General features: G+C 71.3%; 9 protein-coding genes and 1 pseudogene. 4 read left to right on the top strand and 6 right to left on the bottom strand.

Annotated features, from left to right (window positions below; genetic code table 11):
• Positions 1–210: 210 nt before the first annotated feature.
• A complete protein-coding gene (locus BLV05_RS29435) occupies positions 211–867 on the bottom strand; it encodes a class I SAM-dependent methyltransferase (protein WP_197683392.1) in 657 nt (218 codons plus the stop codon).
• Positions 868–1,332: 465 nt separating this feature from the next.
• On the opposite strand from BLV05_RS29435, the gene BLV05_RS29430 reads away from it, so the two are divergent.
• Both BLV05_RS29430 and BLV05_RS38865 read left to right on the top strand, forming a co-directional pair.
• Positions 1,333–2,202, top strand: a complete 870-nt coding sequence (locus BLV05_RS29430; RefSeq protein WP_046769702.1) for a DUF4394 domain-containing protein — start codon at positions 1,333–1,335, stop codon at positions 2,200–2,202.
• Between the two features lie 425 nt (positions 2,203–2,627).
• Positions 2,628–3,504 (top strand): annotated as a pseudogene (locus BLV05_RS38865) (MFS transporter); the annotation flags it as partial.
• On the opposite strand, the gene BLV05_RS29420 reads toward BLV05_RS38865, so the two are convergent.
• From BLV05_RS29420 to BLV05_RS29400, 5 genes are read right to left on the bottom strand one after another with little or no spacing between them, the layout of a single operon-like run.
• Positions 3,398–4,864, bottom strand: a complete 1,467-nt coding sequence (locus tag BLV05_RS29420; protein WP_046769701.1) for a sulfatase-like hydrolase/transferase — start codon at positions 4,862–4,864, stop codon at positions 3,398–3,400. The pseudogene BLV05_RS38865 and the gene BLV05_RS29420 overlap by 107 nt on opposite strands.
• Positions 4,861–5,691, bottom strand: coding sequence for a carbohydrate ABC transporter permease (locus tag BLV05_RS29415; RefSeq protein ID WP_046769700.1), 831 nt, complete (start codon positions 5,689–5,691; stop codon positions 4,861–4,863). The genes BLV05_RS29420 and BLV05_RS29415 overlap by 4 nt, the downstream gene beginning before the upstream one ends.
• On the bottom strand, positions 5,691–6,632 hold the full coding sequence (locus BLV05_RS29410) for a carbohydrate ABC transporter permease (RefSeq protein ID WP_082155362.1): 942 nt from the start codon (positions 6,630–6,632) through the stop codon (positions 5,691–5,693). The genes BLV05_RS29415 and BLV05_RS29410 overlap by 1 nt, the downstream gene beginning before the upstream one ends.
• Positions 6,632–7,942, bottom strand: a complete 1,311-nt coding sequence (locus tag BLV05_RS29405; RefSeq protein ID WP_082155361.1) for an ABC transporter substrate-binding protein — start codon at positions 7,940–7,942, stop codon at positions 6,632–6,634. The genes BLV05_RS29410 and BLV05_RS29405 overlap by 1 nt, the downstream gene beginning before the upstream one ends.
• A 38-nt stretch (positions 7,943–7,980) precedes the next feature.
• Positions 7,981–9,009: a LacI family DNA-binding transcriptional regulator gene (locus BLV05_RS29400; RefSeq protein WP_046769699.1), complete on the bottom strand. Its 1,029-nt coding sequence runs from the start codon at positions 9,007–9,009 to the stop codon at positions 7,981–7,983.
• A gap of 131 nt (positions 9,010–9,140) precedes the next feature.
• Between BLV05_RS29400 and BLV05_RS29395 the strand changes: the two genes are divergently transcribed.
• Both BLV05_RS29395 and BLV05_RS29390 read left to right on the top strand, forming a co-directional pair.
• Entirely contained in the window at positions 9,141–10,160 is a 1,020-nt protein-coding gene (locus BLV05_RS29395) for a LacI family DNA-binding transcriptional regulator (RefSeq protein WP_046769698.1), read from the top strand.
• 19 nt (positions 10,161–10,179) lie between these two features.
• A complete protein-coding gene (locus BLV05_RS29390; RefSeq protein WP_152690829.1) occupies positions 10,180–12,048 on the top strand; it encodes a sialidase family protein in 1,869 nt (622 codons plus the stop codon).
• Positions 12,049–12,109 lie beyond the last annotated feature (61 nt).

Raw genomic sequence — 12,109 nt, 5'->3', positions numbered from 1 at the left:
CAGACATCCTGACGTCGAAGGGGGTGGGCGTCGCGGTGACGCCGGAGGCGACGGTCCCGCCGGCGTTCCTCGTTCTCACGTTCGAGCTGTTCGAAGGCCACGGTGTGAGCCGAGGTCGGCTGATCGGAGCCCTTCGGCGGAGGACGTACTGGGCGAAGATGCCGTCGTCGGTGTAGGTGGCGTCCTCGATGGTGAAGCCGGCCCGCAGCATCATCGGCTCCAGCAGCCAGGTGAAGGTCGAGTGCTCATCGCGGACGTGTTCCTCCAGGTCCGCCCGGTTCCACCGGTCCGCGTCGCCGGTACCGGCATCGGCACTGGCGTCGGCACTGGCGCACCAGGCCTCCAGCCGCTCACCGGCGTCGGCGGGTCGAAGCTGTAGACGACGTCCCACAGGCGGAGCACACCGCCGGGACGCAGCATGGAGGCGAGCCGAGACAGCGCGATCGCCTTCCAGAAGTCCGGCAGGTGGTGCAGCGCGTACCGCGAATAGACGAGGTCCGCCGGCGGGCCGTCGTGCTCGTAGGTGAGGAACCCGGCCTGCACGACCAGGACGTTCGACAGCCGGGCGTGAGCGAGGTTGGACCGGAGCGCGGCCAGCATCGCCGGTGACACGTCCACGGCGATCACGCGGGTGCAGGCGGGAGCCACGGCGAGGGTGAACTGGCCGGTTCCCGGACCGAACTCGACGACGACGGAGTCGCGGGTCAGGCCGAGCCGCTGGCACAGCCGGACCTCGTCGGAAGCGCGGGCGTTCTCCTTGACGTCGTAGCGGGCGACGTGGTCGCGGTCGAGGTTCTCGCGACCCGCGTTCGCGACCTCGTCCAGCAGCCACCCGGGCCGCCGCCCGGCGTCACCGTCAGCCGTCATGACATCCATTCTGCATGCAAGCGCGGATGCCACCGGTCGGTAGCGAAGGTGTGGTGCGCCGGCGGGATCGCCGGGGTCCGATCCCGTCATCGTTGTCTGGCATCGTCGGGCTGCTCTGGCCGATGACCGTGTTTGCGAGCGAGGGCGAACGGCGAAGCCAAGCCCGCACGCGCGCGACCCGCAGGAACACGTCCTGCTCCAGATCACCGGCGGCGCCCTCGTCACCGAGCCGCCGCAGCGCGAACCGATCCGGTTCCACTCTGTGCGCGCCGTAGGAAGGACCATGCAGTCCTCGTCGCGCAGGTCGAAACCGCCTGTTCGTGCTCGGTTCAGATCGCTCACTTCTTGTCCTGCCGGGGGGCACGTAGCGGCCGCGTCCCGTGTTCATCGATCGCGCGATGAACGTAGGCGTGTTCCCGGACGTAACACCAGACGTCGCACCCGAGAGAGCGGAAGGAACTCGTGATGAGAAGAATCGGAATGGTGGTCGCCGCCGTGCTGGCTGCCGGTGTGCTGGCCGCGCCGACGGCCTCGGCGGCGCCGGCGTCCGCATCGACGCACCAGGACCGCAGTGACCTGCTGGTACTCGGCTCGGACGGTGTGCTGAGCCGGCACAACGGAAACGTGCCGCTGCTCGTCGAGCATCGGGTGCGGATCACCGGTCTCGCGCACAAGGACCGGTTGGTCGGCATGGACGTACGGCCGGCCAACGGCGCGGTGTACGTCATCGGCGCGTCCGGTCAGCTGTACACGGTGGACGCCAGGTCGGGGAGGGCCACGAAGGTCGGCGCGCCGATCGAGCTTGCCGGGAGGGCTGTCGGCCTGGACTTCAACCCGACGGTCGACCGGATCCGACTCGTCACGGACACCGGCCAGAACCTGAGGCTCCACCCTGACACGGGCGCGGTGGCGGCGGTGGACGGCACGCTGGCCTACGCCACGGGCGGAGGCAAGCCCGAGGTCGCCGCGTCCGGCTACACGAACAGCGTCGCAGGGGCCACCTCGACCGCGCTGTACGGCGTGGACTCCCGCACGGACAGGCTTGTGTTGCAGGGCAGCGTCCCCGGCGCGACGCCGGTCGTGTCGCCGAACACCGGACAGCTCTTCCCGGTCGGCCGCCTCGGCCTGAACGTGGTGGCGACCAACGGGTTCGACATCGACGGCGCCGCCCCGACCGGCGAGTACCAGCCGAACGACTACCGCGCCGTGGCCGCCGTGCGGACCGACGGACTTCTCGGTCTGTCGCTGCTGGTCGACGTCGACCTGCGCACCGGTCGCGCGAAGGTGCTGGCGCCGCTGCTCACCTCGCCAGTCGGCGTCGCCTTCATCGGCTGACCGGGCCCGGTGGGGTGATTCCGCACGGCGGCTCACCCCACCCGGTCAGCTCGCAAAGTCGCGGTGGGTTTCCAGTGCCTCATCGGCATGGACCCCGGCCTCAGCTTCCGCCCGTCCACCGGCTGGGCGCGGACGAAGAATGAACACGAAATTCGTCTACGCCCTCGCTCGTCGGCTCGATGGCAGCACCGAGCCCAACGGGTTCCTGAGTGGAATTCGATCCGGCCACCGGAAGACCAGCTGTCGCTGACGTGACGCCACCTATCGCGACGGCACGGCCGCGCTGGCTGTCAGGCAGTAGCGCGTCCTCGAAGCTCGCGCCGTTTGGTCGGGCTATCGCGATCCCCACCTGTGGGCTGATGAGTTGTCGTCAACGATCTCGTTGTCGAGTTGCCCAACACCGTCGATGTGAACCGGCCCGGGTGGCCCAGGTGGCCCGGGTCGCCGGCCGGGGCAGCCACGCCGCGACGCGCTGGTTCGCGCTCGGCGGCAACCTCGGTTTCGTCGCCGCTCGGTGGCCGGTCGCGGCCGTCGTCGGCGCCGCGGCCTGTGCGCTGGCGCTGCGGAGGATCGGACCCGTGACGACGGTGGTGGCGCGCCCCAGCCGGGCCGGCCGGCCCGGCCGGCCCGGCGCGCGGGACGACTGGCCGTCCTTCACCAGACTGGCCGGCGCCATCGTGTGCCGCTCGATCGTCTTCGCCGGCTTGAGCGCGTTCCTCCCGCTCTACGTGCGCGACCGGGTCGGCGGCGAGGCGGTCGCCGGCACCGTCGCTCTGTTCGTCCTGTACCTCGTCGGTGCCGCCGGCACGGTGGCCGGCGGATGGCTGGCTACGCGGTTCGGGCGGCTGCGCGTGGTGCGGTGGGCGTACGCGTCGACCGTCCTCGCGGTGGCCGGTGTCGTGCTCGTTCCGGGTCCGCTCGTCTACGTGTTCGTCGCGCTGAGGTCGCTCGGTCTGCACGTGCCCTTCTCGCTGCACGTCACACTGGGCCAGGACTACCTGCCGAGGCAGGTGGGCATGGCCCGGGGGCGTCACGCTGGGCCTGGCGGTCAGCGTCGGCGCCGCGGTCAGCCCGCTGATCGGGCTCGTGGCCGACGTGTCCTCGTTGCGGCTCGCGCAGGCGCCGCTGGTGGTGCTGCCGGCCGTCGCTCTGCTCCTGCTGCGCATCCTGGCCGAACCGGAGCCGCCCTACGACCTCACCGGGGCTGGTGGCCCAGCCGGGTCGGACGTATCGAATCGCCGCGGACGGCGGGGTCGACCCGTCGCTGCCCGGTGGCCGCGACGGGCGGGGCCGGCTCGATGACCGGTTTGGCCTCGCCGGCCTCGACCATGCGGCCGCTCAGTCGTTGCCGCAGTTCGTCCGCCACTTCGCGATGCGTCTCCACACCGGCCAGATTGACCAGCTCGTACGGGTCGTGCACCAGGTCGTAGAGAGCGGTCTCGACGTAGCGATCGGCGGAGGCGTCGTGCCACGGGTCGGCTTCCGGTGCGGCGACGTAGTACTTCCACCGCGAGGTGCGCAGGACGCGGCCCAGCTCTGACTCGCTCACCTGCACGAACACGTCGTCGGGCCAGGAGGCGCCGGGGGTGCGGAGCAGCGGCAGGATCGAGCGGCCCTGCATCCGTGCCGGGACGGGCAGGCCGGCGGCGTCGAGCAGCGTCGGGGCCAGGTCGACGCCGCTGACCGGCCGCGACACCCGGCCACCGCCGTCGAACCCGGGCCCGCGGATCGCCAGCGGGACCCGGATCGAGGCGTCGTGGCAGGACCGTTTGTACTCGCCGTTGCGGGTCTTGAAGTGGCACCCATGGTCGGAGGTGAACGCGACGATGGTGTCGTCGAGCACATCCAGGCTGCGCAGCGCCTCGAGCAGGCGGCCCAGGCCCTCGTCGACCCGGCGCACCTGCCCCCAGTAGCCGCCGATGTGCTGGTGTACGGCGCTGCCCGGCCCGGACAACGCCGCCAGGTCCGGCGGCAGCCAGCGGCCCTGGTAGCGCTCGGCGTAGCCCTCCGGCGCCGGGTAGGAGTCCACCTCGTTCTGGTGGTGCGGCTCGATCAGCGACACGAACAGGAAGAACGGCGCGGGGCCGGTACCCGCGTCGCGCCGTGCGAAGGTCGCGTCGCCGGCGAACCGGATCGCCGCGTCGATCAGCGCGTCGGAGCGGTAGCCGGGCAGCAGCACCGGCTCGCCGTCGTCGTCGTACACGACGGTCCGGTAGTCGTCGGAGCTGAACTCCAGCAGGTTCGCGCCGAGCCACTGGTCGTAGCCGCCGCGCTGTCCGGACGGGACGGGGTCGGCGTCGGCGAGGTGCCACTTGCCGATGTAGCCGGTGCGGTAACCGGCCGCGCCGAAGTGGTGCGCCAGCGTCGGCTCGCCGTCAGGCAGCGGCAGCGCGTTGCGGAACACCCCGGTGGCGGTGCCGTACCGGCCGGTATGGATGGCCGACCGGGCCGGCGCGCACACCGGGTTGGCGGTGAACGCCTGCTCGACGTGGGTGCCCTGGGCGGCCATCCGGTCGAACACCGGGGTCAGGTCCAGCGGGTTCCCGTGCACGCCGGTGGAGTCCCACCGCTGCTGGTCGGTCAGGACGACGATGACGTTCGGGCGCCCGGGACGGTGTCCGGCATGTGCTGGTGCTCTCCTTCGATCCGGCGACGTGGTCATTTCAGGCCGCTGAGCGTGATGCCGCGGACGAAGTAGCGCTGGCTGAACAGGAACAGCAGCACCGTCGGCACGAACAGGATGACCGACCCGGCCGCCGTCAGGTGCCAGAGCGTGAAGTACTCCTGGTTGAACAGCGTGAGCCCGACCGGGATGGTGCGCATCTCCTCGGTCGAGGTGGCGACCAGGGGCCAGAGGAACTCGTTCCACTGGAACACGAACGTGAACAGGCCCAGCACCGCCAGCGCCGGCTTGACCTGGGGCAGGATCACGCGGGCGTAGATGCGCAGCTCCGAGGCGCCGTCGATGCGGGCGGCGTGGATGAGGTCGTCAGGGATCGGCTGGATGAACTGGCGCATCAGGAAGATGCCGAACGCGTCCATGAGGAAGGGCACGATCAGCGCCTGGTAGCTGTTCAGCCAGCCCAGGTTCGACATCATCACGTACAGCGGGATCATCCGCACGAACAGCGGGATCATCAGTGTCGCCAGCAGCGCCACGAAGAGCGTGTTGCGCAGCGGAAACCGGAACTTGGCGAACACGTAGCCGATCAGCGGGTCGAAGACCAGGTGCGCGACGGTGATGCCGCCTGCCACGATGAGGCTGTTGAGGATGAAGTGGCCGAACGGCGCGCTCTCGAACAGCTCGACGTAGTTGCCGAACTGGAGCGATGCCGGCCACAGGACGGGGTCGGCGGCCAGCGTCTCGGCCTCCGTCTGCAGCGACAGCGACGCCATGTAGAGCATCGGCACGACCATCACCGCACCGACCACGCCGAGCACGGTGTAGGCGGCCCAGCGGGCCGGTCGCGAGGGAGCGGACGCCGCCATCAGTACTGCACCTCCCCACGCCGCCCGGCCCGCAGCTGGACCACGGTGAACAGCACGATGACGAGGAACAGCAGGAACGACAGCGCCGAGGCGTAGCCGAAGTCCCGCGAGGTGAACGCCACCTCGAAGACGTGGAAGATGTACAGGTCGGTCCGCCCCGCCGGGCCGCCGCCGGTGATGATGTACGCCTGCCCGAACGCCTGCAGGCCGCCGATCACCGACATCACCGACACGAACAGCGTCGTGGGCGCCAGCAGCGGCAGCGTGATGCGCCAGAACCGCTGCCACGACGACGCGCCGTCGACGGTGGCGGCCTCCTGGTACTCCTCCGGAATGCCCTGCAGTCCCGCCAGGAAGAGCACCATCGTGTACCCGACGTTCATCCACAGCGTGACGCCGACGATCGTGGCCAGCGGATGGGTGTTCAGCCAGGTCTGGGTGGGCAGCCCCAGGTCGGTGAGCACCCGGTTCAGCACCCCCAGCTGCGGGTCGAGGATGTTGCGCCACAGCAGGCCGACGATCGCCACCGACGTCAGGTACGGCACCAGCACGATCGCGCGGAACACCACCCGCCCGCGCAGCTGCTGGTTCAGCAGCAGCGCCAGCCCGAGCCCGATGACGATGGCCCCGATCGTGGTCGCGGCACCGAAGATCACCGTGACGGTGAACGCGTTGTGCACCGCCTGGTCGTCGAAGGCGCGGCGATAGTTGTCGAGGCCGGCGAAGACGTCGGCCCGCGGCCCGGTGTTGAACGAGTTCGCGATCACGTTGGCGATGGGCAGGTAGAACATCAGCCCGAAGAACGCGAAGGCCGGCAGCAGGAACAGGTACGCCGTGATCACGTACCGCCGGTTCAGCGAGCGCCGGAACGGCGACCGGCGCCGCCGCCCGCCCCCGGACGCGCCGGGCGGCGACGGCGCCGTCGTCGTCGCCGTGGCCATCAGGACTCCAGCACCTTCGCCGCCTCGGTGAGGAAGGCGTCGACCGCAGTCGCGGCCTCGCTGTCGTTCATCACGACGTCCTGGTAGAGCGTCTTGAACAGCTCGGTGACCTCGCCGCTCCGGCCGGTCAGCCGCAGCTCCTCGGAGGTGTCCACGGCGTACTCGAAGCCGCCGGCGAACGCCGCCAGCTGCTCGTCGCCCCGCACCATCGGGTCCTCGGCCCAGGACAGCCGCGGCATCAGCATCCGGGCCTCCTCGGTGGCCGCCTTCTCGACCTCGAGCGCGGTGATGCGCTTGACGAAGTCCCAGGCCAGGTCCGGGTTCTTCGCCTTCGCGGGGATGAAGACGCTGGTGCCGGCCTGCAGCGTCGCCTGCACGTCGTTCGACAGCGCCGGTGCGATGCCCAGATCCAGGTCGGGGCTGGTCTGCGCGATGGGCGCGAGGTCCCACGGCCCGGTCAGGATCATCGCGGCGCGGCCGGCCGACAGCAGCTTCTGCGGCCCGGAATAGTCGGTGCCGGGCGTCGGCACCGGTGCGACCTGGTGCCGGTGCACCAGGTCGGCCTGGAACTGCAGCGCCTCGACCGCCTTGTCGCGCGGGACGAGCAGGTCGCCGCTGTCCGGGTCGTAGTAGCGCACGCCGTTCTGCAGCAGCCACGGCCAGGAGTACGCCGGGTCCTGGTTGAGCGCCACCCCGTGCACGCCGTCGCCGGTCAGCAAGGTCGCGGCGTCGAGGAAGTCGTCCCAGGTAGCCGGCACGGGAACGCCGGCGGCGTCGAGCATGGCGCGGTTGTAGAGCAGCATGTTGCAAGTCAGGTGCAGCTGGATGCCGTAGACGTCGCCCTCGTGCGAGTTGCGCGGGATCGTCAGCGGCTGCCAGTCGTCGGGGAAGCCCATCTCCTCGCCGTCGGCGTCGACGAACTCCTGCAGCGACAGCGCGTCGCCGGAGATCGCGAACTCCTGCAACCAGCCGCCAGGCTCCTCGACGACGTCCGGCGGGTTGCCGGAGGCCAGGTCCGACAGCAGCCTGGTGCGCAGGTCGTCCCACTGGTACTTCTGCAGGCTGACGCTGACGCCGTGCTCCTCCTCGAACTCCGCGATGACCTGCTCGTAGGCGGCGTAGGTGTGCCCGGCGTTCCAGTAGACGGTGAGGTCTCCGCCCCCACCGCCGGATGCGCCTGACCCGCCGGTCGACGTGTCGTCCTCGGGCGCGCCGGCGCAGCCGCTGAGCCACGGCGCGGCCACACCGGCCAGGGCGCCGGCTCCGGTCCAGCGCAGCAGTTGACGTCGGGTGGGCTGGGGTGTCGCCATTGACGTTGCTCCTCTCGGGGCTGCGGTCCTTCGTGAACTCAGGTGGAACCGCGGGGATGGAAGGTCCACGGATCGCTGATCTCGCGTCCCTCGGCCGGGACGCCGGCAGCGATGCGCTCGAAGATCAGGCGGGCGACCTCGGTGAAGTCGTCGGCGGCGGACGGTCCCACGGTGCTCAGCGCCGGTCGCGTGATGAGGCTCTCCGGGAGGTTGCCGGCACCGACGACGGCGACTTCGCCCGGTACGTCGAGCTGGGCATCGCGCGCCGCCCAGATGGCGCTGATCGCGCCCCGGCCGGACGCGGCGAAGATCGCGTCCGGCCGGTCCGGCCGCGCGAGCAGGGCTTCGACGCTGCAGTAGGCCGCGACCCGGTCGTTCGCGCCGGGCACGATGATGCTGTCGTCCCGTTCGGCGCCGTGCCGCTCCAGCGCGTCGAGGTAGGCGGCGAATCGTTCGGACGGGCTGCCGGCGGCGGTCTCCAGCTCATGGCGGTGACCCAGGAACGCCACCCGCCGGCGGCCGGTGCCGAAGAGGTGGTCGAGCGCCGCGGCGCACGCCGCGGCCTCCGGCGCCCGGATCACGTCGAACCCGTTCGGTGCGGCGGTGTTGCTCATGACGACGAGCGGGAGCCCGCTGCGGGCCAGACCGGTCAGGTCCGGCTCGGTCAGGTCGGCGATGTCCGGCGCGATGACCGCGCCGTCGGCGATGCGCTGCTGTAGCAGCTCCATCGCCTTCTCCGCGCGTGCTCGCGAGTCGACGACGATGGTGATCACGCCGTAGCCGGCGTCGTCGGCGCGGGTGTGGATGTCGCGGGCGAGCTGGTCGTAGGCCGGCACGCCGATGGACCCGACGACGAGGCATACCTGCTCGGTGCGCCGGCGGCGCAGGCTGCGCGCCGACCGGTTCGGCGCATACGAGAGCCGCCGGGCCGCGGCGAGCACCTTGTCGCGCGTGTCGTCCGGGATCCGGCGGTCGGTGCGGCCGTTCATGACGTACGACACGGTGGCCACCGAGACACCGGCGAGTGCGGCGACGTCACGGGACGTCGGCTGCTTCCGTCGCGACATGGTTATACGTTTAAGCATCGAAGGCCGTTTGGTCAAGAGGGTGGGCCGGAGGAAGTTTCGCTGGTCTTGACGGTCCGCCGGCCGGGCTCTAGGGTCCAAGGCCATGCGGTCGGTTAATCGAGTAACCACGGATGGCTGAGACCCGTCGCCCGCCCACGGCCGCCGACGTCGCCCGCCTGGCGGGCGTCTCGAGGGCGACGGTGTCGTATGTGCTCAGCGGCCGCAGGTCCGGCGGCAGCCGGGTCCGCGACGAGACCCGCCAGCGCATCCTCGAGGCCGTCCGGGCGCTCGACTACGTGCCCGACCAGTCGGCACGGGCGCTGCGGCGGCGCAGCACCGAACGGGTCTGCCTGGTGCTGCCGCGGCTCGGTGTCCCGTACTTCGACGTGCTGGCCAAGGAGTTGCAGGAGGCCGTGGCGGGGCACGGGTACACGCTCGTCATCACCGTGAGCGACGTCGTCGACGCGCGGTCGGCCGTCGTGGCGCAACTGCGCCGCCGGCTGGCCGACGGCGTCGTCATCGTGGCCGGCGCCAGGGCGGCCAACGAGGCCCTGGCCGGGCTGGTCGACCTCGGCATCGCGGTCGTGCTGGTGGCGGACGAGGCCGCCCGCGACGGCATCGACGTCGTCCGCGGCGACGTCACCGAGGCCTGTCGCGGCGGGGTCGAGTACCTCGTGTCGCGGGGCCACCGGCGCATCGCGTTCGTCGGCGAGTTCCCGCCGCACGCGGCACGGCACAGCCGCTTCGACGGCTACCGGGCCGCGTTGGAGGCCGGCGGCCTGCCGCTGGACCGGCGGCTCGTGGTCGCGGGGGCGTCGTCGCGCGCCGAGGCCTACCGCAGTGCCACGCGGGTGCTCGAGTCGCCGGACCGGCCCTCGGCGGTGTTCGCGGCCACCGACATCGCCGCGGTCAGCGCCATCTGGGCCGCCCGTGACCTCGGGCTGCGGGTGCCCGACGACGTCGCCGTCATCGGCGTCGGCAACATCGACGAGGACCTCGTCATGAACCCCCCTCTGACCAGTGTCGGCCCGTCGTCCGTCGGGTCGGCCGAGATTGCCGAACTGCTCATCGGCCGGATGGCGGGCGAGGCGCCGGCCGCCGGCCGGACGCGCCTGCAGCCCTGGGAGCTGATCCGCCGCGGCTCGGCCTGAACCTCGTGAGGAGACCATCGTGGACGGGATACGACGATGTGATCTGCTGAAGGCCGCCGGGGTCGTGGGTGGGGCCTCGGTGCTCACCCTCGGCGGCCGGCCGGCGGCGGCGACAAGTCGCCGGGCCGAGGAGACCACCGTGTTCGAACGCGGTGAGACCGACGACTTCCACACCTTCCGCATCCCCGTGCTGGTGCGCGCCGCCGACGGGTCGATGCTGGCGTTCGCGCAGGGACGCGTCGACAACGCCGAGGACTTCGGGCACATCCAGCTCGTCCTCGAGCGGTCGGCCGACGGCGGGCGCACCTGGGGCGCCTTGCGCGTGGTGGCCGCCGACCCGCCGCACCGCATCGCCAACCAGTCCGTCGTGCTCGACCGGTCGACGGGGCGGCTGCACCTGTTCTTCGTCCGCACCGGCGGCGACGTCACCGACCAGGACATCGTCGACGGCACCGTCGGCCCCGAGGACGTGCCCCGTCCGTTCGTCATCCACAGCGACGACAACGGCGTCACCTGGTCGCCGTGGCGGGAGCTCACCGACGACGTGAAGCTGCCGCAGATGCGCCACTACGTGGGCGGGCCGACGCACGGCATCCAGCTGGCCCACGGAACGCACGCCGGCCGCCTGCTCGTGCCGGGCAACCACAACATCCTGCCCGCCACCGCGGACCGGCCGGCCGTCGTCGGCATCCACACTGTCTACAGCGACGACCACGGCGAGACCTGGCGGCTCGGCGGTGCGCTCGGCGCGTACGACGACGGCATCGTCGTCCCCAACGAGACCGCGGTGGTCGAGCTCGGCGACGGCACCGTCTACTTCAACACCCGCGACCACCAGGGCACCGCACCCGGCAACCGCGCGGCCGCGACCAGCAGCGATGGCGGTCAGACGCTGGACGGGCCGTTCGAGATCGTGCCGGATCTCGAGACCCCGATCGTCTCGGGATCGCTGGTCCGGCAGAACCGCCGCACCGACCGCGGCGAGCGGATCGTCTTCGCCGCGCCCTGGCACCCGTCGTCGCGTGACCGGCTCACCCTGTGGTCGAGCCTGGACGCCGGCGCCACCTGGGCGATCAGCCAGGTCGTCCACGACGGACCGGCGGGCTACTCCGACCTCGCCACGGTCGACGACGACACGCTCGGCGTCCTGTACGAGAATGGCCCGCGACTGTCCGACGAGACGCCGCTCACCTACCACCAGCGCATCAGTCTCGCCCGGGTGCCGATGGCCACCATCGACCGTCCCGTCCCGCGGCCGGGCCACCACGCCCGACGAGGCCGGCGCCGGGAACCACGCCGTCGTCAGCGGCAGCCCGCGCCGGGCACGCGGCGTCTTCGGCCAAGCGCTGGAGCTGGCCGGCGACTACGTCGAGCTGCCCTACGACCCGTCGATCGACGTGGCGGACCGGCCGTTCACCGCCGCCCTGTGGTTCCGCACCGCCGAGCCCCGTCAGCAGCGCATCCTGCCGGCCGGCTCGCCATCTTCGTCGGCACCCTGGCGGCCTTCGCGCGCGTCCAGCCGCTGCTCGCTCCACGCGGCACCCCACGCCACGTCGGCGGGCCCGGCGGGGCGCGGCCACCAAAGTGGTCGTCAACCTACTCTCGGCGTAGCCATCACGGCGCTCGGCGAGGCCGCTCCGGCTGTCTGTGGAGCTGGCGCGAGTACCTCCGTTGTGGCGCCGCCGACGCTCAGCCCGCGAGCACGATGACGAGAGCACATACGACCTACCTGGTCGACGAGGACGGCCTGCGGGTGCCCGGCTCGACGGTCAGGCCAGGTGAGGGTCGGTCTGACCCGAGGACCGGCAGTGCCCTGACCGGACCGATTGAATCCACCGGTTCGAAGTATTTACGTCGACACCCTTGCCAAGCCATTCCGCGCTTGTGAAGATGACAACCTGTCCGGCAGCCAGGTAACAGGTCTGGCAGGCGAGCGCCGGGTATCGGAC

It is taken from the genome of Jiangella alkaliphila (assembly GCF_900105925.1).
GTDB classification, from domain to species: domain Bacteria; phylum Actinomycetota; class Actinomycetes; order Jiangellales; family Jiangellaceae; genus Jiangella; species Jiangella alkaliphila.
Note: the sequence above shows the minus strand (reverse complement) of the source record. Positions and strands in the feature narration are given on the sequence as shown.